The 24,932-nt window shown below is 51.5% G+C and carries 17 protein-coding genes and 6 tRNA genes; 8 read left to right on the forward strand and 15 right to left on the reverse strand.

The genetic code is table 11. The features are described from left to right. Positions 1-14: 14 nt before the first annotated feature. The gene (locus C9J01_RS22140; protein ID WP_107300321.1) at positions 15-3,146 is read right to left on the reverse strand and encodes an ABC transporter substrate binding protein; all 3,132 of its coding nucleotides are present in this window, start codon (positions 3,144-3,146) and stop codon (positions 15-17) included. Positions 3,147-3,283: 137 nt separating this feature from the next. Here C9J01_RS22140 and asnC point away from each other — a divergent pair, with 137 nt between their 5' ends. Further along, positions 3,284-3,745, forward strand: a complete 462-nt coding sequence (gene asnC / locus C9J01_RS22145; protein ID WP_107300322.1) for a transcriptional regulator AsnC — start codon at positions 3,284-3,286, stop codon at positions 3,743-3,745. 80 nt (positions 3,746-3,825) lie between these two features. Here asnC and hemB read toward each other — a convergent pair whose 3' ends face one another. From hemB to C9J01_RS22200, 11 genes are all read right to left on the reverse strand, one after another. Further along, entirely contained in the window at positions 3,826-4,878 is a 1,053-nt protein-coding gene (hemB, locus tag C9J01_RS22150) for a porphobilinogen synthase (RefSeq protein ID WP_107300323.1), read from the reverse strand. Positions 4,879-4,927: 49 nt separating this feature from the next. Beyond that, positions 4,928-5,725 carry a 3'-5' ssDNA/RNA exonuclease TatD gene (gene tatD, locus C9J01_RS22155; RefSeq protein WP_107300324.1) on the reverse strand — a complete coding sequence of 266 codons (798 nt, stop codon included), beginning with the start codon at positions 5,723-5,725 and terminating at the stop codon, positions 4,928-4,930. 64 nt (positions 5,726-5,789) lie between these two features. Next, positions 5,790-6,731, reverse strand: coding sequence for an ABC transporter permease (locus C9J01_RS22160; RefSeq protein WP_107300325.1), 942 nt, complete (start codon positions 6,729-6,731; stop codon positions 5,790-5,792). A gap of 3 nt (positions 6,732-6,734) precedes the next feature. Beyond that, the gene (locus C9J01_RS22165; protein ID WP_107300326.1) at positions 6,735-7,712 is read right to left on the reverse strand and encodes an ABC transporter permease; all 978 of its coding nucleotides are present in this window, start codon (positions 7,710-7,712) and stop codon (positions 6,735-6,737) included. An 86-nt stretch (positions 7,713-7,798) separates the two neighbouring features. Continuing rightward, positions 7,799-9,355 (reverse strand): ABC transporter substrate-binding protein, encoded by a 1,557-nt coding sequence (locus tag C9J01_RS22170; protein WP_107300327.1) that lies wholly within the window; start codon positions 9,353-9,355, stop codon positions 7,799-7,801. Positions 9,356-9,448: 93 nt separating this feature from the next. Then, complete coding sequence (locus C9J01_RS22175) at positions 9,449-11,167, reverse strand: ABC transporter ATP-binding protein (RefSeq protein WP_107300328.1); 1,719 nt, start codon at positions 11,165-11,167, stop codon at positions 9,449-9,451. 571 nt (positions 11,168-11,738) lie between these two features. Continuing rightward, positions 11,739-11,815: transfer RNA gene (locus C9J01_RS22180), tRNA-Pro, on the reverse strand. Between the two features lie 45 nt (positions 11,816-11,860). After that, positions 11,861-11,936, reverse strand: a tRNA-His gene (locus C9J01_RS22185). 9 nt (positions 11,937-11,945) lie between these two features. Continuing rightward, positions 11,946-12,022 (reverse strand) — tRNA-Pro (locus tag C9J01_RS22190). Between the two features lie 157 nt (positions 12,023-12,179). Then, positions 12,180-12,255, reverse strand: a tRNA-His gene (locus C9J01_RS22195). A 34-nt stretch (positions 12,256-12,289) separates the two neighbouring features. Beyond that, a tRNA-Arg gene (locus tag C9J01_RS22200) sits at positions 12,290-12,366 on the reverse strand. A gap of 290 nt (positions 12,367-12,656) precedes the next feature. On the opposite strand from C9J01_RS22200, the gene C9J01_RS22205 reads away from it, so the two are divergent. Further along, positions 12,657-13,067 carry a c-type cytochrome gene (locus C9J01_RS22205; RefSeq protein ID WP_107300329.1) on the forward strand — a complete coding sequence of 137 codons (411 nt, stop codon included), beginning with the start codon at positions 12,657-12,659 and terminating at the stop codon, positions 13,065-13,067. Positions 13,068-13,142: 75 nt separating this feature from the next. Here C9J01_RS22205 and rep read toward each other — a convergent pair whose 3' ends face one another. Then, positions 13,143-15,158, reverse strand: a complete 2,016-nt coding sequence (gene rep / locus C9J01_RS22210) for a DNA helicase Rep (protein ID WP_107300330.1) — start codon at positions 15,156-15,158, stop codon at positions 13,143-13,145. A 141-nt stretch (positions 15,159-15,299) separates the two neighbouring features. Here rep and C9J01_RS22215 point away from each other — a divergent pair, with 141 nt between their 5' ends. The 4 genes from C9J01_RS22215 (at position 15,300) to ubiK (ending at position 20,586) form a co-directional block, all read left to right on the forward strand. Next, complete coding sequence (locus C9J01_RS22215; protein WP_107300341.1) at positions 15,300-15,911, forward strand: TetR/AcrR family transcriptional regulator; 612 nt, start codon at positions 15,300-15,302, stop codon at positions 15,909-15,911. Between the two features lie 34 nt (positions 15,912-15,945). Further along, a complete protein-coding gene (locus C9J01_RS22220; protein ID WP_107300331.1) occupies positions 15,946-17,052 on the forward strand; it encodes an efflux RND transporter periplasmic adaptor subunit in 1,107 nt (368 codons plus the stop codon). A 12-nt stretch (positions 17,053-17,064) separates the two neighbouring features. After that, a complete protein-coding gene (locus tag C9J01_RS22225) occupies positions 17,065-20,184 on the forward strand; it encodes a multidrug efflux RND transporter permease subunit (protein WP_107300332.1) in 3,120 nt (1,039 codons plus the stop codon). A 132-nt stretch (positions 20,185-20,316) separates the two neighbouring features. After that, positions 20,317-20,586 carry a ubiquinone biosynthesis accessory factor UbiK gene (gene ubiK / locus C9J01_RS22230; RefSeq protein WP_107300333.1) on the forward strand — a complete coding sequence of 90 codons (270 nt, stop codon included), beginning with the start codon at positions 20,317-20,319 and terminating at the stop codon, positions 20,584-20,586. A gap of 76 nt (positions 20,587-20,662) precedes the next feature. Here the strand turns inward: ubiK and ilvC are convergent, their stop codons facing one another. Next, positions 20,663-22,147 (reverse strand): ketol-acid reductoisomerase, encoded by a 1,485-nt coding sequence (gene ilvC, locus C9J01_RS22235; protein ID WP_107300334.1) that lies wholly within the window; start codon positions 22,145-22,147, stop codon positions 20,663-20,665. A 133-nt stretch (positions 22,148-22,280) separates the two neighbouring features. Between ilvC and ilvY the strand changes: the two genes are divergently transcribed. Both ilvY and C9J01_RS22245 read left to right on the forward strand, forming a co-directional pair. Then, on the forward strand, positions 22,281-23,159 hold the full coding sequence (ilvY, locus tag C9J01_RS22240; RefSeq protein ID WP_107300335.1) for an HTH-type transcriptional activator IlvY: 879 nt from the start codon (positions 22,281-22,283) through the stop codon (positions 23,157-23,159). A 20-nt stretch (positions 23,160-23,179) separates the two neighbouring features. Beyond that, entirely contained in the window at positions 23,180-24,385 is a 1,206-nt protein-coding gene (locus C9J01_RS22245; RefSeq protein ID WP_107300336.1) for a Rossmann-fold NAD(P)-binding domain-containing protein, read from the forward strand. A gap of 425 nt (positions 24,386-24,810) precedes the next feature. Here the strand turns inward: C9J01_RS22245 and C9J01_RS22255 are convergent. After that, a tRNA-Asp gene (locus tag C9J01_RS22255) sits at positions 24,811-24,887 on the reverse strand. Between the last annotated feature and the right edge of the window lie 45 nt (positions 24,888-24,932).

A 24,932-nucleotide genomic window follows, 5' to 3' on the forward strand; every position in this document is an offset into this window, starting at 1 on the left:
CATTAGGCGGCGGATTATACCACCTCTTCTCGTTGGCTCAATTGAGCGACCAATTGGGACAACGGTTGCGGGCGGCCGAACAGGTAACCCTGGGCGTAATCCACGCCGAGCTCACCGAGCCTGGCAAGGATTGCCTCATTCTCGACAAACTCCGCAACAGTCTGTTTGCCCATCTTCTTGGCCAGATCATTGATCGCCTTCACCATGGCAAAATCCACTTCATCATCGGCGATATCTCGGACAAACATACCATCAATCTTGATGATATCGACCGGCATCCGCTTCAAGTAGCCAAAAGAGGATAACCCAGAGCCAAAGTCGTCCAGTGAAATACGGCAGCCCAGCTCTTTGAGCAAGGTAAAGGAGCGAATCGCCTCACTCATATTACCAATAGCGGCCGTTTCGGTGATTTCCAAACAAAGTTTATGCGCCGGTATCAACGAGTGGCGGATTTTGTCCTGCAGGAAATGGACGAAATCACGATCGCCAATTGACTGGCCCGAGAGGTTAATGGCGCACATATCCAAAGATGCAACAGCCTCCGGATGGGACTCCAGCCAGCCTATCACTGCGCTGACAACGTAGCGGTCAATACGGTGGGCCAGGTTGTAGCGCTCAGCTGCCGGCATAAACAAACCCGGTGAAATCATCTCGCCATCATCGTTACGGATCCGGACCAACACTTCATAGTGCTGCCCCTGGCTATTTACACCAAGGGGTGAGATCGGCTGGGCATAGAGTTCAAGCCGTTGCTCGGACAAAGCTTTGCGGATGAGGTTAACACACTCCATTTCCAGCTCACGGCGCCGCAGCTCTTCATCATCAGGATGGTAGACATGGAGGCGGTTACGGCCCTCATCTTTGGCGGCATAACACGCAGTATCGGCCTGGGCGTGCACTTGCTGGGTTGAACCCGCGGTTTCATCAATCATCCGCAGACCTATCGAAGCGCTGAAACTAAAACGGGCGGTCTGCCAGTAAAACTCGCTCTCTTCGAGCAAATGCAAGATTTCGCGCCCGAACGCTACTGCCTCAACCAATTGGCAGTCGGTCAGGATCACAGCAAACTCATCCCCGCCAAGGCGGGACAACACTGCCCCAGCAGGGGTGATCCCCTTGAGCAGCATGGCCACCTGTTTAAGTGCCTCATCACCGGCTTCATGGCCGGCAGTATCATTGATGATTTTGAACTGATCCAAATCAATGTAGAGCATCGCGTGCTGGGCCTGGTGTTCACGGGCCTCTGCCAATGCCTTTTCTAGCGACTGCTCAAAATGGTTACGGTTGTATAAATCGGTCAGGTAATCATGGCAGGCCTGATAGGCAAGCTGTTCTTCCAGCTCTCGGGTCGAGGTAATATCTTCCCCGACCACCAGCAACTGGCGGTTTTGTGCCTGGCGTATCGTCTCTCGGATCCATACTGTGCGGCCATCCTCGCAACAATAACGCAGTTGGCGCCGCCATACCCGTTGGCCCACATTATCCAGCGCCGAGCTAATATAACGCTGCGGAACCGGTTCATCCCCTTCATAGAAATTGGCAATCTTATGGCCGAGTAAATCCCGTTTACTGTAGCCAAGTAGATCGGCGGCAAATTGGTTGACTGACTGGATCCGGGACTGGCGGTCGACTGTCAGCAGCATCACTGGCTGTTGCTCGTAGAGCAAACGGTAGCTAGCCTCACGCTCACGCAGCTTTTCCTCCATTTGGTGGCGGGCTGTCACATCACGGGCCTCTAGCAACAGTTGCACCTCACCGCTCTCCCCTGCAGGCAAACGCTTGATCACTATATCCAAAACCCGGCAGCCATCCTCCTGGCTCTGGATATCGATTTCCATTCGCACCGGCTGGCTGCATGCTTGGGTCACCGCGCGGCTTAATTTAAGGGCGGCTTCCGGGCTCCAGCAATACCATCGCCATAATGGCCGGTCATACTTGACCACAGAGCGCCCTACCAACTCATGCAACGCGAGGTTGCCCGATACCAGCATCCCCGCCTTGTCGAAGATACCGATGAACTGGAAGCTCTGATCGAAGACCCCTTCAAACAGGGCCCGGCTCTGCTGCAGCCGTTGCTCCCCTTTACGTAGCCTGCGGATCACCATCACCAGCAGGGCGATAACGCCCCCCATCACGCTCAGGGCAACCGTCAATACCCGGATTTCATTCTGGTAGCGGTGAAACCAACTCTGCGGCTGGTTAATGATAAGGGTCTCATTGTTGTCAATTTCCAACCCCCAACGGGCAACCTCGGGGTAGTTAAAGATTTCTTTGCCGTTGCTGCGAATAAAGGTCGGAAAGCGGGTGACTTTACCATCGAGCAGTTTGACCAACATCTTGCCAATCTGCCGGCCTTTGTCATAACCACCTACCATGACACCACCGACCACGCCATGGTTGAGCATGTACTTATAGGAGGCGTACACAGGTGCTGCTGCCCGCCCTGTCAATTGTTCGAGAAACTCACCACTGTTCTTGTAATGGCCCTGGCTATCTTGGAAATAGCTCAAAAACAAAATGGCTGAGCGGGGTGATAAGTTCTCTGATTGGGCGAGAATTTCCTCAAAACTGCCATCCTGGATACGGACCACCTCGAGGTTGAGGAAGTTGACGTCGAGAAATTCACGGACCCCTTTCCACAATGCCCGCCCGGTCACGGTATTGTCTGCCAAGACATAAATGGTTTGCAGATCCGGCTGGACCGATAGTGCCAGGCTGATATTGGCCGCGGCATCAGTCTGGTCAAGGATACCAATGACGTTTTTCAACCGCCGGTGTTTGTGAGGGTGGTAGTCATTGATGCCCGCAAGGATAACCGGCGTCTCACCGACTTCATCTGACAACTGGTTGATTAACCAAAGGGCATTGTCATCCGTTGCAACGATAGCCCGGTACTTCTCCCGCAACAACTTAGTGCGGTAGATATCCAGCAGCTCATTGAGGTATGCCGGGGACTGGTAGCGCTTGCTGTCCATGTAATTGACATGGAGCGAGACACCCTGAGTATTTACGACCGACTCAAGCCCGGCCTGAATCCCGTCTGTCCAGCGCATTCCCTTATGGTAGGAGTGGATCACCAAGGTGTCATAGGCCGAAGCTTGAAGCGGTAACCAGCCAAGAAAAAACAGAAAAGCAATCAAGCGCATAAAGATCAGGGGTCCTGTCTATCAGTTGCAGGGCCAGAAGCAGGCCAAACGATAATTTTTTAATATAATTTAGCGACATAACTGGGCGACAGTATAAGATATGAACAAGCACGTATAAACCAAGGATTGCTTCTACCATGACCAGCCAGATTAGAATTGATGATCTCGACCGCGAAATCCTCAATACCCTGATGAACGATGCCCGCACCCCCTATGCCGAAATGGCCAAGCGGTTCAATGTCAGCCCGGCTACGGTCCATGTCCGGGTCGAAAAAATGCGTGCGGCCGAAATCATCACCGGTACCGAGGTGATCATCAATCCAAAACTGCTTGGTTACGATGTGTGCTGCTTTATTGGTATCAACCTCAATGCCGCACGGGACTACCACTCGGCCCTACGCAAGCTCAACGAACTCGATGAAGTAGTAGAAGCTTACTACACCACCGGGGCCTACAATATCTTCGTCAAACTGATGTGCAAATCGATCGAAGAGTTGCAGTACGTGCTGATCGACAAACTGCAGGCTATCGACGAAGTCCAGTCAACCGAAACCCTGATCTCGCTACAAAACCCCATTAACCGTAACGTCAAACCCTAGTTCGAAAAGACCGGCACAATAAAAAGGCCAGCGCTTTCGCGCTGGCCCTACCTAACCTTATCAGTAAGTAAACACTTACATTACTGCTCGCTAAGTTTGTCCAATTCGGCCTGGCGCGCTGCGGCATCTTCTGCCAACCACTCGGCCACTGCCTTGGCAAAGTAAGTCAGGACACCATCGGCACCGGCACGCTTGAAGCACAACAATGACTCCATCACGGTCTCGCGCTCTTTGAGCCAACCATTCTGGATCGCAGCCATGTGCATCGCGTACTCACCGGAGACCTGGTAAGCAAACGTCGGTACCTGCAACTCGCTCTTCACCCGGCGAACCACATCCAGGTATGGCATCCCCGGCTTGACCATCACCATATCGGCACCTTCATTGACGTCCATTGCAACTTCATGCAACGCTTCGTCTGTGTTGGCCGGATCCATCTGGTAAGTCTTCTTGTCGCCACCTTTTAAGTTACCCGCCGAGCCGACCGCATCACGGAACGGACCGTAGTAGTTCGACGCGTACTTGGCAGAATAAGCCATGATTTGGGTATGCACATGGCCCGCTTCTTCCAACGCTTCACGGATAGCACCGATACGGCCATCCATCATATCCGATGGCGCAACAACATCAGCTCCCGCTTCTGCATGGGACAAAGCTTGCTTGATCAGCACTTCAGTCGTAACGTCATTAATCACATAGCCGTCTTCATCGATGATGCCATCCTGACCATGGATAGTGAACGGGTCGAGGGCAACATCGGTGATCACGCCCATCTGCGGCACATGCTCTTTAAGCAGGCGCACGGCACGCTGGACCAAACCTTCCGGGTTGAAAGCTTCCGCAGCACAGGTTGATTTGAAGTCTTGAGATACCACAGGGAACAGGGCAATCGCTGGCACACCCAGTGTAGCCAGGTATTCCGCTTCCTGAAGCATCAGGTCAATCGACAGGCGCTCGATCCCCGGCATGGAATCAACCGTTTCACGACGGTTTTTACCCATCAGGATAAACATTGGGTAAATCAGGTCATTCACAGAGATCTGATTTTCTGCCATTAGACGGCGGCTGAAATCATGCTTACGCATACGACGCATACGGCGTGCTGGAAACGCGCCCTGGATAGATACAGACACTGCATACTCCTTTTATGGGTTAATTCGCTTTATATGGATCATATCACCCTCACTCGACGGAAGGTGATCCGATATTGAAAAATGCCTGAGTGGTAACATAAGCATTGGCCATCACTTGCTCGGGTTGCTGGCTGCGGCACTCGGCAATCACTGATGCGATATGGGGCAGGAACTTAGGCTCGTTGCGGCTGGATTTCGGCTTTGGCCGGTAATCCCGTGGCAATAGGTAGGGGCAGTCGGTTTCTACCATTAAACGGTTATCAGGAATATCACCGACAATTTCCCGCAACTCGGTGCCCCGGCGTTCGTCACAGACCCAACCGGTAATACCGATGTGCAAGTCCAGCGCCAGGCAGTCGGCCAGTTCATCCCGGGTGCCGGTGAAGCAGTGCAATACCGCCGCCGGCAGTTTGTCGCGCCACGGTTTGAGAATGGCTATAAAGCGCTCGTGGGCATCACGGCAGTGCATGAACACCGGCATATTGAGCTCTGCTGCCATCGCCAGTTGGGCTTCAAAGACAGCCTCTTGCTGCGGCCTTGGCGAAAAATCACGGTTGAAATCGAGTCCGCACTCACCGATAGCGACGACTTCGGGGTGGGCGGACAATTCACGGATCTCTGGCAACGCCAAATCCAAGACGGTTTTAGCATCATGGGGATGGACGCCAGCTGTACTGTAGGTATATCCCGGCCACTGGCGGGCCATCATCAGGGCCTGCTGGCTTTCTTCGATACTGGTACCGGTAACAACAAGGCCGTGGACACCCGCTGCTTTGGCGCGCGCCACGACCTCGTCGCGGTCTTTATCGAACCGGCTGTTGGTTAGGTTTACCCCGATATCAATCATCGTTGTTGCCACTCATTTTTTTAAGCAATGGGAACAACTTAATGAATATCGCGGCGTATTGCTATCACCCTTTGTAAATTTTCGGGTTGAACACATCCCGCAGCCAGTCACCCAGCAGGTTAATCACCAATACCAAGGCGACCAGTACCAGGCCAGGGAAGGCTGTGATCCACCACGAACCAGAGAAGATATAGTTGAAGCCAATGCTGATCAGCGAGCCCAGTGACGGCTGGTCAACCGGAAGGCCAAGGCCTAGGAAGGACAGTGCCGCCTCCGACATGATGGCGTTGGCAACCTGTACTGTTGAGATCACCAAGATTGGCGATAGGCAGTTCGGCAGGATATGGCGGAACATGATCCTCGGGGCTTTGAAACCCATCACCTTGGCCGCTTCAACGTATTCCTTTTTCTTCTCGGCCAACACCGACGCCCTGACTGTCCGCGCGTACTGGGGCCACTCGGCAATACCGATGATCACCACCAGCATCACCACCGCATACTGGGCAAACAGCTCAGAGCCTAGCGCTGTACGGAAAATCGCCGAGACAATAATGGCCACCATCATGGTTGAGAATGACAACTGGACATCGGCAAAGCGCATCAGGAAGCTATCAACCCGACCACCGAAGTAACCGGCGCTCAAACCAATCACAACACCCAGCACCAGTTGCAGGCCAACCGCCAGCAAACCGATAGTCAACGACAGGCGCGAACCATATAGGATAGTCGAGAAGATATCCCTCCCTTGGTTATCGGTACCCAGCAGGAAGCGGCTGTCACCCTCCTCCATCCAAGAAGGCGGCAGCTCGGAGTCCATGATATCTATGGTCGACAGATCATATGGGTTGGTCGGCGCAATCACCGGGGCCATCAGCGCCGAGACGGCAAACACCATAAAGACAGCAAAGCTGACCATTGCCACTTTGTCGCGGCGGAAGTAATACAGGAAATCTGACTGCTTGAAACGCTCCCAACGGCTTGGGGCAGCGACTGTGGTACTACTCATAACTTACTCTCCCTTGCCAGTCAGGTTTACAGTCGGGTTTACCAGGCCATACATCAGGTCAACAATGGTGTTAGTGACCACAAAAATCAGGCCGACAAAAATAACGTAGGCGGTGATCAGCGGGGTATCGACCCGATTGATCGCCTCAAGGAACAGGAAGCCCATACCCGGCCATTGGAATACGGTCTCGGTCAAAATGGTATAGGCAACCATGGTACCGATCTGGACGCCACCGACCGTCAGTACCGGCAGCATGGTATTTTTCAGGGCATGCTGGTAATAGATTTTGTTCATCGCCAGGCCCTTGGCCTTGGCAAATTTGATGTATTCCGAGCTCAGCACCTCCAGCATCTCGGAGCGTACCAGACGGATAAATAGCGGCAGCATGATTGATGCCAGCGCGATACACGGCAGCACCAGGTGGCGCAGCCCATCAAGGGTAAAGTAGCCCGAGTCCCAGCCAAGGACATTGGCGGTTTCACCCCGCCCGTAGGATGGCAGCCAGCCAAGCTCTATCGAGAAGACATACATCAGCATAATTGCGGTCAAGAAGACCGGAATGGAAATACCGATACTACTGAAGGCCATCACCACTTTGGTGAAAAAGCTATGAGGGTGGATTGCCGAATAAACCCCAAGCGGGATCGACACCACGATAATTATCAGGGTTGCCCCGAACACCAGCTCCAGGGTAGGCACGAGTTTATCGAGGATCACCTCGGCCGCCGGGCGCTTGAAGAAATAAGATGTACCCAGGTCGCCTTGCAGCGCATCGCCGACAAACCGGCTGTACTTGACGATAAACGGATCGTTGAGACCCAGCTCGTCACGAAGTTGTTGACGTTCAGCTTCTGATACCGACTGCCCCACCAGCTCTCGCAGCGGGTCGCCAAGGTTATCCTGAATGGCAAACGCCACCAGACTGATCACAAACATCACTATCAGTGCCTGAAACAGGCGCTTGACCAGAAACGTAAACATTCCCTGCCCCTTTTTTCATCCTTAAAAACAGCACCGGCCGATGCCGGTGCTGACAAGCTGCCGGTTACCCGGCAGCGGTAGTGCTATTACTCTTCAACAACCAAGTCGCCGAAGTACGGGAAGTTCATACCGTTAACAATCGAGCCAATCTTGAGGTTGGTTTTCGCAGCCCAAGATGGGTCCTGCCAGTGCAGCGGAACAAACGCGGCATCGTTGTACAGTAGCTCTTCAACCTTCTTGAGCATCGCGCTGCGCTTCTCTAGGTCGGTTTCTTTGTTGGCATCAACAATCAACTGGTCCACTTCTTTGTTTGAGTAGTGGCCACAGTTGTACTGGCCTTTACCAGTGCCTTCATCACGGGTCATGGTCAGGAACTCAGTAAAGTTCGCCGAATCCTCTGTGTCCGGGTGCCAGCCAATCATCATCATGTCTGCCGCACAGACATCGAACTCAGGCCAGTACTGAGCTTTTGGTAGGGTCTTGAGGTCAACCTTGATACCAATTTTCGCCAGCATCGCTGCCGCAGCCTGTGAAATCTTGTCATCATTCACATAACGGTTGTTTGGCGACATCATGGTTAGGGTAAAGCCATTTTCGTAGCCCGCTTCTTTCATCAGCTGCTTGGCTTTTTCAACATCAAAGCGAGGAGCTAGGCTCTCGTCATAACCCGCGTAACCCACTGGGCTCTGCTGGCCTGCAGCCGTTGCTGCACCTTTCATTACACGCTTGGCGATACCCTCGTTGTTAATCGCGTAAACGATCGCCTGACGAACACGGACATCCTTCAGTGCTTCGTTGGAGTTCTGGTTCATCTGGAAAGTGATGATACGGGTACCCGGCATGGTGATCAGTTCGACATCCTTCGAACGCTCAATACGGTTGTAGTCGTTAGGGCCAACCGGAGCAATCATATCGACACCACCCGACAGCAGGGCGGCAACACGGGTCGCATCTTCTTTGATAGGGACAAGGGTCAGCTTGTCGACATTACCCTTGGAGTCTTTGTCCCAGTAGTCGGCAAAGCGTTCAAACTCAACTTTTACCCCTTGTTCACGGGATGACACGATAAATGGACCCGTACCTGAAATGTTGCCGGAAGCAAAAGAGTTACCGTGCTTCACCAACTCCGCTTTGTCTTTGCCGTCAGCCGTTTTACCGGTGTAGAACTTGCTGTCCATCGGGAAGATGTAAGTGGCTACGTTCTCTACCAACGGGTAAGTACCGTCAGTTTTGATCTCAACCGTGTAGTCATCAACCTTGGTCAAAGACAGTAGTGGCTCGAAGATACCCTTGAAGTCAGGGGATTCTTTCAGGCGGGCAAACGTCCATACCACATCATCAGCAGTCAGCTCATTGCCAGAATGGAACTTCACACCTTTGCGAAGGTTAAAGCGCATTGTTTCGTTATCAACACGATCCCAACTCTCTGCAAGACGCGGCTCGAACTCCATATCTTGGGTAAAGCGGATGAGTGGATCAAAAACCATGTGAGATAGCTGCATCGTACCGCCAGACAGTTGCTCATGCGGATCAAGTGATACTGGATCTGCGTCATAGGCAACTTTGATTTCGGCAGCAGCGGCACTAAAGCTCAGGCCGGCAGCCATTAGGGCAACGGCCAATTTGGTCTTGATGGTTTTCATTGCATAGCTCCTTTATGCGGGGAGGTAACTCCCTTGCTGTTGTGTTTGCTTTTGTTATGTCCGGGTGCCGCTGTTGCCAGCGGCTTGAATGGATTAAGCTAACTTCAGTCCTTCCTGACTCATACCCTTGAACTCAGGCATCAGCGAGATCAACTGGCGGCTGTATGGATGTTGTGGCGCCGTAAACAGTTGTTCTGTTGGGGCCACCTCAAGCAAGGTCCCCTTTTGCATCACCCCAATCCGGTCACACATCTGGCGGATCACCGGGAGGTCATGGCTGATAAACAGCATGGTCAGGTTCAGCTCATCCTGAAGGTCTTTAAGCAGGTTAAGAATTTGCGCCTGTACCGACACATCCAATGCAGAGGTCGGCTCATCACAAATCAATAGGCGGGGACGGGTTGCCAGGGCCCTAGCAATTGAGATCCGCTGACGCTGGCCGCCGGAGAACTCATGCGGGTACTTCACACCGGATGCACTACCCAAACCGACATGATCGAGCAGATCATTGACGATCTGGCGGGTCTGGCTCTCGCTTTCAGTCAATTTGTGGAAACGGATAGGCTCGGCGATGATATCGGCGATCTTCATCCGCGGGTTCATCGAGGTATATGGGTTCTGGAACACCATCTGCATCTGGCGACGCAATGGGCGGCGCTCAGCCTCGTTCTTGAGGGCAGTCAGATCGACGCCTTCAAAAGTAATTTTGCCGGAGTTAGGCGGATACAAGCCAGTGATCGCCCGGGCAATCGTCGACTTCCCTGAACCTGATTCACCCACCAAGCCAAACGTCTCACCCTCAAAGATTTCAAAGCTGACATCATTGTTGGCCTGGACATATTCACGGCGGCTTTCGAAGAAAGAGTCCTTGGTGACAAAGCGCAGATTAACGTTTTCCACCTGTAACAAGGCACCGGTATAGCTTCGCTGGTCTTCACTTTGGCCAAGCCAGTGGTTCTTCACATCCAATTGGCTCATTTCCTGAGCTTCTTCGATGTAGCTCACCAGCGGGAAGCGCTTGAGTTTGATATCCGAGCGCGGCACAGCAGAAATCAGGCTCTGGGTGTACGGGTGGTTAGGACGGCACAAAACCTGCTCGGTATCGCCCATTTCCACCAGGTCACCACGGTACATCACAGCCACCCGGTCAGTGACGTTAGAGACGACACCCATGTCGTGGGTCACCAGCATACAGCCAACGTTTTTCTTCTGGCACAGCTCACGGATAAGGTTGAGGATTTGGTCCTGGATAGAGACATCCAGTGCCGTCGTCGGCTCATCGGCAATAATCAGGTCCGGCTCACCAGCCAAGGCAATGGCAATCACGACGCGCTGACGCATACCGCCGGAAAACTGGTGCGGATACTGCTTGATACGTAACTCGGGCTGCGGGATCCCAACCTGTTCCATCAAATTGATAGCACGCTTGACGGCCTCTTCCTGACTCACCTTGAGGTTAGTCACTATGGTCTCTGTCAGCTGCTGCTCAACCGTAAACAATGGGTTGAGCGAGGTCATTGGGTCCTGAAAGATAAAACCGATTTTCGACCCACGAACCGAGCGCATCTGCTCCGGTGTTAGGCCCGAAATCAGCTCACCATCAAGGAAAACATCACCACTCGCCACCCGGCCCGGGGGGCTGAGCAAATCAATCACCGCATTACCCACGGTTGATTTACCGGCACCGGACTCACCGACCACGCCGACAATCTCCCCTCGCTCGATCGAAAACGAGAGCGATTTAACTGCCGCATGAACCCCATGTCGTGATGGGTATTCGATACGCAGGTTTTTTACTTCCAATAAAGCCATTACCAGACCCCAACTGCTTGGCAGCGTTCTGCCCTGTCTGAAAAATTGAATCCCTTCTTTCAGCATAATTTGCTGAATATATGTTCAGAACACAATCTGTCAAATATTTCACAAAAAATCAACAACGCATTCGTAAAAACCAGCAAAACGAATAAAAAAAGAATAAATAATCACATCGCAAGAAAGAAGAGTAAGAAATCAGGAGCAAATGCAGGTAAGACCACCACACATAACACAGACAACTAGCAGTGAAAGCGACTACAAATCCAGTTATATGATATAGCTAACACTTTTTGGAATTGCATAAATAATCAAAAAGCCAAAAGTAGCACTTAACAATATAGAAACAAACACCGTACTATTACCGTGCAGTGATGTGATATACCGGATTACCTCCGATATTCAGAGGGGTAATCTATTTCAAATTGTTTTTAGCAGCAGATCACACTATTGAAGGGAAAGGGATTAGCCCCAAAAGGAGTGGGCTTGTTTATGGATTCTTGAATGGAAAAAGAGACATAACTAGGAGAAACGAAAAAAGCCCTAGTCTTTCGACTAGGGCTTCTAATGGTGGTCGGTGAAGAGGGATTCGAACCCCCGACCCTCTGGTCCCAAACCAGATGCGCTACCAAACTGCGCTATTCACCGACAATGTTTTAGGCTGATGCCAAGGTATCAAGATACCTGAAATAATGGGGTGGCTAACGGGATTCGAACCCGCGACAACCGGAATCACAATCCGGGACTCTACCAACTGAGCTATAGCCACCGCTGTAAGTGGTCGGTGAAGAGGGATTCGAACCCCCGACCCTCTGGTCCCAAACCAGATGCGCTACCAAACTGCGCTATTCACCGACTTAATTCTTTTCCTTGGTTTCACTCCAAGAGGGTTACCCTCTGGTCCGCTATTCCCAAGAGCCGTGATGCACTATCAAACTAGGCAATTCACCGACTTAATTCTGTTGAGATTTTCACCCCTAGATACTGATATTATAATCAATACCCTAAAATATGGGGTGGCTAACGGGATTCGAACCCGCGACAACCGGAATCACAATCCGGGACTCTACCAACTGAGCTATAGCCACCAATGTTTCTTTGCCAATACGATCCTGTCCGGAATGGCGCGCCCGAAAGGATTCGAACCTTCGACCTTTGGCTCCGGAGGCCAACGCTCTATCCAGCTGAGCTACGGGCGCATGCCCTATCGGCGGAGGTGAATATTACGGATCGGGACCCCTGTCGTAAAGTGTTTTTTTAAGTTTTTTTCTCGTTCGCTGCAAATATAGGCAAATAACTGTTGATTAGTATCATACAAAAGCAGCCACCTAGTTTATCGCAAGGAAAATAGGGGATATAATCACGATGTTTTTACATATTAAACATTTTGTAAATAATCACTGCCTTGTCTCAACAGTTTGACTAACAACAAGCACGAATAAGACTGTGGCAATCGCACATAATGATCTGGAAGTGTAAGGTGAGCTCAATGGAATTTTCTCTTCGACAACTTATGGTAGCGGCCGTTGCTGCCCTGGCATTTACCGGTACTGCAGTCGCAGCCGATATGTCAGATGAAGCTATCGCAGAACGTATCAAACCGATAGGCTCCGTTTACCTTGAGGGCGATGCCCCAGCTGGCCCAGCGGTTGCTGCCGGCCCGCGTAGCGGTGATGCCGTATACGGTACCTTCTGTGCAGCCTGTCATGGAACAGGAGTTATGGGAGCACCTAAGATTGGTGATTCAGCAGACTGGAGCGAACGTATCGCCAAGGGCAATGATGTGCTGGCCGACCACGCTATCAACGGCTTCAATGCCATGCCGGCAAAAGGCTCTTGTATGGACTGTAGCGATGACGAAATTATTGCCGCTATCGACCATATGATTGCCGGCCTGTAATTCCCCCCTACAACAAAAAAGCGAGCGCCTTTCGGCCCTCGCTTTTTTATTGTCCTTAAACCGGCAATCTCGGCGCTATTTCTTGAACATCGCCCGGATATTGGCAATGTGGGCTTGCCCCTTTTGCATACGCTGCTCCTGGGTTATCGGCTTCTTGTCTGCTTCCCACTCCAGGTCATCCTGCGGCAACTCGAACAAGAACCGACTCGGCTCAGGTTTAATTAGCTCACCAAATTGCCTACGCTCCTTACACAAGGTAAAGGTCAGCTCTTTCTGGGCCCGGGTGATACCTACATATGCCAAGCGGCGCTCTTCCTCGACATTATCCTCATCAACACTGGTTTGATGGGGCAATATGCCCTCTTCGGTACCCACCAGATAGACATATGGGAACTCTAGGCCCTTAGAGGCATGCAATGTCATCAGCTGAACCTGATCGGCATCATCATCATCTTCGCCACGCTCCATCATATCGCGCAGGGTCAAACGCTGGACAACTTCCTTGAGCGTCTTCTCTTCCTGATCGTAGTTATCCCCTTCAAGGTCGGCCGTTATCCAACTATACAAGTCCGAAACGTTCTTCATCCGCATTTCGGCAGCTTTAGGACTCGCCGAGGTCTCATACAGCCAGTCCTCATAGTTGATATCACGCACCAACTGGCGCACAGCAGCCACTGTATCGCCACGCTCGGCATTATCAGACAACTCAACGACCCAACGGGTAAAGCGCTGAAGGGACTCCAAGCCACGCCCAGACAGGTGCTGCTCTAGCCCCATCTCAAAACTGGCAGCAAAAAGGCTCTTACCACGCATGTTGGCGTAGGTGCCGAGCTTCTCCAGTGTCACCGGGCCAATCTCACGGCGCGGGGTATTAACAATACGCAGGAAGGCATTGTCATCATCTAGGTTGGTCAACAAGCGCAGGTAAGCCATGATGTCCTTGATCTCGGCGCGCGAGAAGAATGACGTGCCCCCGGAAATCTTATAAGGGATCCGGTTTTGCATCAGCGCCTTTTCAAATAACCGTGATTGGTGGTTACCCCGGTAGAGGATGGAGTAGTCCTTATACTGGGTATTGTTGAGGAAGCGATGGGCAATCAATTCCCCTACCACTTTCTCCGCTTCGTGTTCTTCATTCTTGGCAGTGATCACCTTGAGCATCTCGCCATCGGGGATCTCAGAGAACAGCGTTTTTTCGAACACGTGCGGGTTATTGGCAATCAAAATGTTGGCGGTACGCAGGATACGACTGGTTGAGCGGTAGTTCTGCTCCAGCTTAATGACTTTAAGCGATGGGAAATCTTTGTTGAGCAGCACCAAGTTTTCCGGCTGGGCTCCCCGCCATGAATATATCGACTGGTCATCATCGCCAACCACGGTAAAGCGGGCACGCTCCCCCACCAGCAACTTAACAAAGATATACTGGCTGGTATTGGTATCCTGATATTCATCCACCAGCAGGTAACGGATCTTATTCTGCCAGCGCTGGCGCACCTCCTGGTTATCACGCAGCAGCAGTACCGGCATCAAAATCAGGTCATCAAAGTCGAGCGCGTTGTACGCTTTCATCTGGCGCTGGTACATCTCATAGCAATAAGCAAACATCTGGTCGCGCTCGCTAGAGGCGCGGGCCTTGGCTTCTGCCGGCGACAGCATGTCATTCTTCCAGTTGGAGATGGTCGACAATAGTTGCTTCAGCAGATCCTTATCGCCGTCGATCTGCTTTTCGGTCAACTCCTTGAGCAAGGCCATCTGATCTTGATCATCGAACAAGGAGAAGCTTGCTTTGAGCCCCAGCGCCTTGTATTCGCGACGGATAATATTCAGCCCAAGAGTATGGAAGGTCGAGACCATCAATCCCTTGGCTTCCTGTTTGCCCAGCGTCTGGCCAACCCGCTCTTTCATCTCCCGGGCAGCCTTGTTAGTAAAGGTCAAGGCCGCGATGTTACGGGCTTTGTAGTCACACTGCTGAACCAGGTAGGCAATCTTGTTGGTGATCACCCGGGTCTTGCCCGAGCCTGCGCCGGCAAGGACCAAACACGGTCCGGCGACGTATTTTACCGCTTCGTTTTGCCTTGGGTTCAGTTTCATTGACTTATCCTGTGTTGATCTTCGGGTCAGCAGGCGCATTGTAGCGGGTTCACCGGCATTGTCTATTCGACTCCCTATCACGCCTGCTTATCCCGACGATATAAAAAATTGCTTGCACATATAATCAGGCACCATAGAATGATGAATGAACATTCATTCACCATCTTTATTTACAACTGCCTTTTTATGAGTGACAAGAAAAAACGCATCCTTCAAGCAACAGAAAAGTTGCTGGCGGAACATGGCTTTCACGGGATTTCGATGCAAATGGTGGCCAAGGAGGCAGGGGTAGCCGCAGGGACGATTTATCGTTACTTCGAGGACAAAGAAGATCTGTTGCACCAGCTTCATGATCACATTTTGGCCTATGTCGCGAACAAAATCAGCCAGAACGTGTCAGATGACATGCCATTGCAGCATAGGTTTCGCACTATGTGGCTCAACATCTGGAACATGGCAACCCAGGAAGATGCCCCACTGATCAACCGAGGCCAGTTCGAAAACCTGCCACGGCGCGAAAGCCATGAACAAAAACTATTAGAAAAGAAAATGTTCGCCAAGGTGAATACGTTATTCGAGGAGGGCAAGGCCTGTGGCCTGTTCAAAAACCTCGATAACGAAATCTTGAGCGCACTAAGCCTTGAGCCAAGCGCTTGCTTGGCCCGCAAACATATAAACGGCGTTTACCAGGTCAGCGATGAAGCCCTCGAGGCAGCTATCCAAGCATCGTGGGACGCCATAATTCAGCATTAACATTACATTAGCTAACTTCGGAGCACACCCAACAATGAAAAAATGGATAGTGATGCTACTGGTCGCGATTCTGCTTTTCGGCAGCGTGATTGGTTTCAATCTCTTCAAACAAAAAAAGATCGCCGAGTACATGGCCAATATGCCCGAGCCTGATTTTCCAGTGACGGTTACAACAGCGGCTCCAAGCAACTGGGTACCGGCCATCGAAGCGATCGGCTTTATCGAACCAAATCAGGGTGTCACCATCACCACGGAAGTATCGGGTGTGATCCAAAGCCTCGATTTCGAATCCGGTGCGACGGTAAAAGCCGAGCAACAGCTTTTAGCCCTAGACTCTGATGTGGAAAATGCCAACCTGAAGAGTTCCCAGGCCCGCCTTCCAGCAGCCAAAGCCAAATATGAGCGCTACCGCGGCCTATTCAAAAAAGGTTCGATCTCCAAAGAAGCCTTTGATGATGCCGAAGCGTCTTACTTCTCACTGGTTGCCGATATCGAAAGCCTGAAAGCAACTATCGAGCGACGCACTATCAAGGCACCGTTCGACGGTGTTGTCGGCCTACGTAATGTTTACCTGGGTGAATATATCCAACCAGGCAAGGATGTGGTCCGCCTTGAAGACACTTCGCTAATGAAACTGCGCTTTACCGTGCCACAAACCGATATCTCCGAGATCCATTTGGGCCAGCAAGTAGAGATCTTTGTTGATGCCTACCCGGAAACGCCATTTAGCGGTGAAATCAGTGCTATCGAGCCTGCAGTCAACTACCAGAGCGGTCTCGTCCAGGTCCAAGCTGACATCCCGAATAACGAAGGCCAGCTTCGCAGCGGTATGTTCGCCCGTGCCCATATCATCCTGCCAACACTGGAAGATCAGATCATCCTGCCACAGACAGCCATCACCTACACCCTGTACGGCGATAACGTCTACCTGGCAGGCGAAGATGAAATCGGTGTATTGCGCGTCAAGCAATCGGTGGTCAAAGTCGGCGAGCGTAAAGGTAACAGCGTCCACATCCTCAACGGTGTGAAAGCCGGCGATACCGTGGTCACTTCAGGCCAGGTACGTCTGAGTAACCACGCCAAGGTCCGTGTGGTTGAAAGCAACTCGCTGGAAGCTCCAGCTGAAACCCCAATGCTGTGATCCGGAGGAGACATGCGCTTTACAGATGTTTTTATTAAACGTCCTGTGTTAGCGGTATCGATCAGCTTTTTGATCGCCCTCCTTGGCCTGCAGGCAATTTTCAAAATGCAGGTCCGGGAATACCCTGACATGACCAATACCGTAGTAACGGTCACCACCAGCTACTACGGCGCCAGTGCCGACCTGATCCAGGGCTTTATTACCCAGCCACTGGAACAGGCTATCGCACAGGCTGACAATATCGACTTCATGACCTCGTCATCGGTGCTGGGTTCCTCAACCATCACAGTCACCATGAAGCTGAACACCGACCCGAATGCGGCACTGGCAGATATCCTGGCCAAGACCAACTCGGTACGTTCGCAGTTGCCTAAGGAAGCCGAAGACCCGACAGTTACCATGTCGACCGGCTCGACGACGGCGGTGATGTATATCGGTTTTACCAGTGATGAGCTGGTATCAAGCCAGATCACCGACTACCTTGAGCGAGTGATCAACCCGCAGCTATTCACTGTTAACGGTGTGTCCAAGGTTGATCTGTACGGCGGTATGAAATACGCCCTGCGTGTTTGGTTAGATCCGGCCAAGATGGCAGCCTACAGCCTGACTGCCTCGGATGTGATGAACGTACTCAATGCCAACAACTACCAGTCGGCAACCGGTCAGGCGACCGGCGAGTTCGTGCTTTACAACGGTACGGCAGATACTCAGGTAACCAACACTGACGAGCTGGAAAAACTGGTTGTTTCTACCCAGGAAGGCCAGGTGATCCGCCTAGGTGATATCGCTAAAGTCACCCTCGAGAAGAGCCATGATGTCTACCGTGCGTCTGCCAACGGTGAAGAGGCTGTCGTAGCAGCTATCAATGCGGCACCAAGCGCCAACCCAATCAACATCGCAGCCGATGTCTACGAGCTCTTGCCTGAGTTGCAACGCAACATGCCAAGCAACATCTCGATGAACATCATGTACGACTCCACCATTGCGATTAACGAGTCGATCAATGAGGTTATCAAAACCATTGCCGAAGCTGCGCTGATTGTACTGGTCGTGATCACCCTGTTCCTAGGCTCACTGCGTGCGGTTATCATCCCGATTGTCACCATCCCGCTATCACTGATTGGTGTTGCCATGGTGATGCAGTCATTCGGTTTCTCTTGGAACCTGATGACCCTGCTGGCAATGGTACTTGCTATCGGCCTAGTCGTAGATGACGCCATCGTTGTGTTGGAAAACGTTGACCGCCATATCAAGGAAGGGGAATCGCCATTCCGTGCGGCGATTATCGGTACCCGTGAGATCGCTGTGCCGGTTATCGCCATGACCCTGACACTGGGTGCGGTATATGCCCCTATCGCTATGATGGGTGGGATCACCGGCTCGCTGTTCAAGGAGTTCGCCCTGACTCTGGCCGGTGCGGTATTCGTATCGGGGATCATCGCCCTGACGCTATCACCGATGATGTGTTCGAAGATGCTTAAGGCCAACGAAAAGCCAAGCAAGTTCGAGACTACAGTCCACCACTTCCTTGATCGCATGACCAACCGCTACGAGAAGATGCTTGGCGGTATTATGAAAATGCGTCCGGTGGTGATTGTATTCGCCCTGATCGTATTCGGTACCCTGCCGCTGCTGTTCAAGTTCATCCCGAGTGAACTGGCGCCATCGGAAGATAAGGGCGTACTGGTAATGATGGGTACGGCGCCGTCTAACGCCAACCTTGATTACATCGAGAACACCATGGGTGAAGTCAACCGTATCCTGGTCGAGCAGCCTGAAGTCGCGTTTGCCCAGGTCTTCTCTGGCGTGCCTAACTCCAACCAGGCCTTCGGTATTGCCTCTATGGTGCCTTGGAGCGAGCGTGAAGCGAGCCAGGCTGACGTGGTTAAGCGTGTCACTGACTTGGTCAAAGACGTACCGGAGATGGCAGTAACGGCTTTCCAGATGCCTGAGCTACCAGGTGCGGGTTCAGGCCTGCCTATCCAGTTCGTGATCACCACGCCGAACAGTTTCGAGAGCCTGTTCCAGATCAGTAGTGATATTTTGGGCAAAGTGAAAACCAACCCAATGTTCGTCTACTCGGATCTCGACCTGAACTACGACTCGGCAACGATGAAGATCAAGATCGACAAGGACAAGGCCGGTGCCTATGGCGTGACGATGCAAGATATCGGTATGACCCTGAGTACCATGATGGCCGACGGTTATGTTAACCGTATCGACCTTAATGGCCGCTCTTACGAGGTGATCCCACAAGTTGAGCGTAAATACCGCCTCAACCCGGAATCGCTCAAGGGCTACTATGTCCGCGCAGCTGACGGCAATGCTATTCCATTGGGTAGCCTGGTAACGATTGAAGTGATCTCCGAGCCACGCTCGCTGCCTCACTTCAACCAGTTGAACTCGGCAACCGTCGGCGCAGTTCCTGCACCTGGCGTCGCGATGGGTGATGCAATCAATTGGTTCCAGACCGAAGCAGCTAGCACGCTACCAGCCGGTTACCAGCATGACTTCATGGGTGAAGCCCGCCAGTTCGTGACCGAAGGTAATGCACTGTACACCACCTTTGCCCTGGCACTGGCGATCATCTTCCTGGTTCTGGCTATCCAGTTCGAATCACTGCGCGATCCGCTGGTTATCATGGTCTCGGTTCCACTGGCTATCTGTGGTGCCCTGATCGCCCTGGCATGGGGCGCAGCCTCGATGAATATCTACTCGCAGGTCGGTTTGATCACCCTGATTGGTCTTATCACCAAGCACGGTATCTTGATTTGTGAGGTCGCCAAAGAAGAGCAGTTGCACCACAAGAAAGACCGTATGGCAGCAGTGATGGAAGCGGCGAAAATTCGTCTGCGTCCAATCCTGATGACCACTGCGGCGATGATTGCTGGTCTGATCCCGCTGTTGTATGCCACGGGTGCCGGTGCAGCCCAGCGCTTCAGTATCGGTATTGTTATCGTTGCCGGCCTGGCTATCGGTACGGTGTTCACCCTGTTTGTACTACCGGTGATTTACACCTACTTGGCTAGCATCCACAAACCGCTGCCAGTCTTCGTCGAGGACAAAGACTTGGAAAAGCTTAAGCGTGCCGATGAAGCACGCAACGCCTTGAAAGAAGCGCACGATAGCTAAGCAGAAAGACTGAGGATCAAGAGGCCGTTTTTAACGGCCTCTTTTATTTTGTACCAACAGCAACGACAATCCTGTTATATTTGAATAAAATAACGACAACAGATGAAATGCCGTTACGGAGTTAACTAAGCTATGTTTGATCCAAAGAAACTTGAGCAAGTGGCCAAGCAGATCCAGGACGCGATGCCTCAGCCAGTTAAAGAGCTGGGTAATGATGTAGAACAGAAAGTTCGCCAAGTGATCCAAGCACAGCTTGGTAAGTTGGACGTGGTTAGCCGCGAAGAATTTGATGTACAGACCCAAGTGCTGCTGCGTACCCGCCAGAAGCTATCCGCCCTTGAGCAGAAGCTTGATGAGCTGGAAAACCGCATGGCACCAAAAGCTGATACTGAACAAGAATAATTCCTTGTAAAACAGCCAATAAAAAGCCCGGGTGATGCATCACCCGGGCTTTTTTAATGTTTAGACTTTGGGAGGATTAACCACCCACAGCGATACGCTTCATATCTGTCATGTAGCCACGCAGCTCTTCACCGATGTACTCAACAGGGTGGTTACGGATAGTGTCGTTCACAGCAATTAGGGTCGCGTTATCAACCTGATTAGAGGTCTCACCTAGGCCTTTGCCGATAACATCCGTACCTACTGATGGCATGAACTTCTCACGCAGTAGCGGGGTTGCTACGTTAGCGAACAAGTAGTTACCGTATTCAGCAGTATCAGAGATAACCACGTTCATCTCGTACAGGCGCTTACGGGCGATAGTGTTGGCAATAAGCGGAAGCTCGTGCAGTGACTCGTAGTAAGCCGACTCTTCAATAATGCCAGAAGCTGTCATTGCTTCGAACGCCAGTTCAACACCAGCACGTACCATCGCCACCATCAAGATACCGTTGTCGAAGTACTCTTGCTCAGAGATTTCTACGTCTGTATCTGGGTAGTTTTCAAACTGGGTTTCGGCTGTTTCACCACGCCAGCCCAGTAGGTTCACATCGTCATTCGCCCAGTCAGCCATCATGGTGCTAGAGAAGTGGCCAGTGATGATGTCATCCATATGCTTGTTGTACAGCGGACGCATCAGCTCTTTTAGCTCTTCAGACAGCTCAAAAGCTTTCACTTTCGCTGGGTTAGACAGACGGTCCATCATATGGGTGATACCGCCAAACTTCAGTGCTTCGGTGATGGTTTCCCAACCGTACTGAAGAAGTTTACCGGCGTAGCCTGCATCAACACCATCGGCAATCATCTTCTCATAGCATACAATCGAGCCTGCCTGTAGCATACCGCAAAGGATAGTCTGCTCGCCCATTAGGTCAGATTTCACTTCGGCAACGAAAGATGATTCCAACACACCTGCGCGGTGACCGCCAGTTGCAGCAGCCCAAGCTTTTGCGATTTCAAGGCCATCACCTTGAGGATCATTTTCTGGGTGAACCGCAATCAAGGTTGGAACACCAAAGCCACGCTTGTACTCTTCACGTACTTCAGTACCCGGACATTTAGGCGCAACCATTACCACTGTAATATCAGGGCGGATCTGCATACCTTCTTCAACGATGTTGAAACCGTGAGAGTAGCCCAGTGACGCACCTTGCTTCATCAACGGCATTACCGTTTCAACCACATTGGTGTGCTGCTTGTCCGGCGTCAGGTTAACAACCAGATCCGCTTGAGGGATCAGGTTTTCGTAACTGCCTACCTCAAAACCGTTTTCTTTGGCGTTCTTGTAAGATTGGCGCTGCTCATCAATTGCAGCCTGACGTAGGGCATAAGCCACATCCAAGCCAGAGTCACGCATGTTCAGGCCCTGGTTAAGGCCCTGGGCACCACAACCAACAATCACGACCTTCTTACCTTTGAGGTAATCTGCCTCGTTAGCGAACTCGTTGCGATCCATAAAGCGGCAACGGCCTAGTTGGTCTAATTGCTGGCGAAGATTAAGGGTATTGAAATAATTAGCCATAACAGCGAACTCCGTGAAAATTATTATCCTTGGGCCGACAGTGCTTGTCGAATAATCCGATAGTAGATCAGGCAGTAAATTGCGCAAAGTGATATATTCACAATAAGTCATTGCAAAAAGTGCAACATGGAAGATGAACATAAAAACCTTGCAGTTATTCCTTCACCTATGCGAGTCCAAAAGCTTCAGCCAAACCGCCCAGGCCATGCATATCAGCCCATCGGCCCTTAGCCGGATCGTCCAACGACTAGAAGAGGACTTGGGACAAACCCTGTTTGTCCGTGACAACCGCAGTGTCGAACTGACATCTGCAGGACAGACCCTATTGCCAACAGCGGCATTGATTGTCTCCAATTGGCTGGAGGTCAAAGCCGAACTGGCTGACCATCACCACAAGCTGCAGGGTAAACTGACGCTCTTTTGCTCCGTCACTGCCAGTTACAGCCACCTGCCTGATATCCTCAACCGATTCCGCCAACTCTATCCCCAGGTAGAAATACAACTGCTCACCGGCGACCCGGCCCAAGCCATCGATAAAGTTCAGAACGATGAGGCCGATATAGCGATTGCAGCTAAACCAGATACCTTACCGGGCAAACTGACCTATACCGAGCTAGACAATGTCTCGATGTCGGTTATCACCCCTCTGCTACCGCCAGCAAGCCTGCAAAAGGCACTGGCAGACCCGCCGAATTGGGCCAGCCTGCCTTTTATTTTGCCTGAGTCCGGTACCGCAAGGGATAAAGCCGACAAGTGGTTAAAAAGCAAAAAGATAAAACCCCAAATTTATGCCCAGGTCGGCGGCCATGAAGCAATTGTCAGTATGGTCGCGCTGGGCTGTGGGGTAGGCATAGCCCCTGATGTGGTCATTGAAAATAGCCCGGTAGGGAACAAGGTCAAACGGCTAGAAAAAGAAAAAGTGCATCCGATGCAATTAGGGCTGTGTTGTAAACAGAGCCGTCAACATGAGCCGTTACTCTATGCGCTACTCAATCTGTTTGGCTGCAATTAATTTTCAATGGAATAATAATAATGCCTCAACCAATCTTAACTCATTCGTACTACTCTGATTTTTACGCAGCCAAGGGCTATGATTTCCTAAAAAAAGTGGCACAAAGTTATAGTACACCGGACAACTTAATCATTTTTTCAGTGATGCATTGCTATGAAGGCTCCCTGCCTTATATCAATGTGCTGGCTGAACTTGCCCACCAATTGATCTTTATTCCCAAAGGAGCAACAGCCAATGGCAATAGCGCTATCAAAGAGACCATTGAAAAACTGCCAAGCTGCTCGATTGCCAACGATACGGTTACCAAAGAACAACTGCGTGATCCTCTATTTGCCGAAGCCTTTATTCGTCAGCACATCACCGCTGACAGCAAATTCCTATTGCTCGATCACGGCGGGTACTTCTCCCATGCCATCGAGCACCTCGGCAACGTATTCCAAGAACAACTGATAGGCATCACAGAGCTCACAGCCAATGGTTTGTACAAGTACCTCAACCGTACCATGCACCACCCGTTAGTGACTGTCTCCCACCTTAGTATCAAGGCGCCTGCCGACTACGAGGCTTCGGAGTGTATCGTCCACTATTCTGATCAGATCTTGCGTGAAGAGTTTGGCCTCAAGCTCAATAACGATGGATTCCTCAAGGTTGGGGTGATTGGGGCCGGGAATCTCGGCTGCGGGGTGATCCAATACCTTAAAGGCAAGGCTATCGGTAACATTTATGTCGCAGATATCGACCCAAGGAGATTAACCCAGTTTCCCCGCAACGGCGTCCAGGTTTGTTCCATAGAGCGCTTAATCCGAGAATGTAACCTCATCTATTGCTGTACCGGCAATGGGGCGATTCCGGAGCACCTGCTCGATAACATCAGTGATAACAGCTTTATTGCCACTGTAACCTCAGCTGATGATGAGCTTAACCTACCCACCTTGATTGCCAATGGGGCACTCACTGAGGTAGGCGGTAATAAGCTGATCCGAGAATACCAAACTAGAAAAGGTCATCGCCTCTACCTGTTAGCTGGCGGCGAATCGGCCAATACCCCATTCAAAACGGGGATGGGTGATCCAACCCTCTACCTCTTCGAAGCCGCCCATATGCTGGCTGGACTTCAGTTGCTCTGCGAGCCAGAAAGATTCAAATCAGGTATCCAGCCTTTGAGTGAGAATGACGAGACTGCTATCGCTGAGCACTGGTTAAGGCATTTTTATAATTATCAATGAGGAAGATGGGCGATGGGCGATGGGCGATGGGCGATGGGCGATGGGCGATGGGCGATGGGCGAACCAGATTGTTTGAAAAAGCTTAACCATTTCAAGATCCTGCTCTTGCTTTAGCCTCTGGCCTGAAACGTAAAAAGCCCTGCTATCACTAGCAGGGCTTCTTACTTCATATCGGAGTACTGGGATTACATTACTGCTCTTCAGCTTTGCTCTTATGCTTCTTCCCGAGCCTAAGACCCGCTCTACCCAGGGCCTTACGTTTTGCCGAAGGCCAAACGTAAAAAGCCCCGCTGTTTCCAGCGAGGCTTCTTAATAAGTGGCGGAGGGCCGGGCTTGCGCACAAGCGGGACTCATTCGCCTGCAAGGCGAACCATATCCGACAGATGTAAAAAAGCCCGAGTCTTTCGACTCAGGCTTAGTATAAGTGGCGGAGCGGACGGGACTCGAACCCGCGACCCCCGGCGTGACAGGCCGGTATTCTAACCAACTGAACTACCGCTCCACTCAAATCACCGTGTGTTCAGCACGATAACTTAAATTGGAAGCC

The sequence above is a fragment of the Photobacterium rosenbergii genome, assembly GCF_003026455.1.
GTDB lineage: Bacteria > Pseudomonadota > Gammaproteobacteria > Enterobacterales > Vibrionaceae > Photobacterium > Photobacterium rosenbergii.

Excerpts from the sequence above, each read along its gene's own strand:
- ilvC (WP_107300334.1), bottom strand. The coding sequence starts at position 22,147 with ATGGCTAATTATTTCAATACCCTTAATCTTCGCCAGCAATTAGACCAA.
- ilvY (WP_107300335.1), top strand. The coding sequence starts at position 22,281 with ATGAACATAAAAACCTTGCAGTTATTCCTTCACCTATGCGAGTCCAAA.
- rep (WP_107300330.1), bottom strand. The coding sequence starts at position 15,158 with ATGAAACTGAACCCAAGGCAAAACGAAGCGGTAAAATACGTCGCCGGA.
- ubiK (WP_107300333.1), top strand. The coding sequence starts at position 20,317 with ATGTTTGATCCAAAGAAACTTGAGCAAGTGGCCAAGCAGATCCAGGAC.
- C9J01_RS22215 (WP_107300341.1), top strand. The coding sequence starts at position 15,300 with ATGAATGAACATTCATTCACCATCTTTATTTACAACTGCCTTTTTATG.
- C9J01_RS22175 (WP_107300328.1), bottom strand. The coding sequence starts at position 11,167 with ATGGCTTTATTGGAAGTAAAAAACCTGCGTATCGAATACCCATCACGA.
- C9J01_RS22225 (WP_107300332.1), top strand. The coding sequence starts at position 17,065 with ATGCGCTTTACAGATGTTTTTATTAAACGTCCTGTGTTAGCGGTATCG.
- asnC (WP_107300322.1), top strand. The coding sequence starts at position 3,284 with ATGACCAGCCAGATTAGAATTGATGATCTCGACCGCGAAATCCTCAAT.
- C9J01_RS22170 (WP_107300327.1), bottom strand. The coding sequence starts at position 9,355 with ATGAAAACCATCAAGACCAAATTGGCCGTTGCCCTAATGGCTGCCGGC.
- C9J01_RS22220 (WP_107300331.1), top strand. The coding sequence starts at position 15,946 with ATGAAAAAATGGATAGTGATGCTACTGGTCGCGATTCTGCTTTTCGGC.
- C9J01_RS22140 (WP_107300321.1), bottom strand. The coding sequence starts at position 3,146 with ATGCGCTTGATTGCTTTTCTGTTTTTTCTTGGCTGGTTACCGCTTCAA.
- C9J01_RS22165 (WP_107300326.1), bottom strand. The coding sequence starts at position 7,712 with ATGTTTACGTTTCTGGTCAAGCGCCTGTTTCAGGCACTGATAGTGATG.
- tatD (WP_107300324.1), bottom strand. The coding sequence starts at position 5,725 with ATGATTGATATCGGGGTAAACCTAACCAACAGCCGGTTCGATAAAGAC.
- C9J01_RS22245 (WP_107300336.1), top strand. The coding sequence starts at position 23,180 with ATGCCTCAACCAATCTTAACTCATTCGTACTACTCTGATTTTTACGCA.
- C9J01_RS22205 (WP_107300329.1), top strand. The coding sequence starts at position 12,657 with ATGGAATTTTCTCTTCGACAACTTATGGTAGCGGCCGTTGCTGCCCTG.
- C9J01_RS22160 (WP_107300325.1), bottom strand. The coding sequence starts at position 6,731 with ATGAGTAGTACCACAGTCGCTGCCCCAAGCCGTTGGGAGCGTTTCAAG.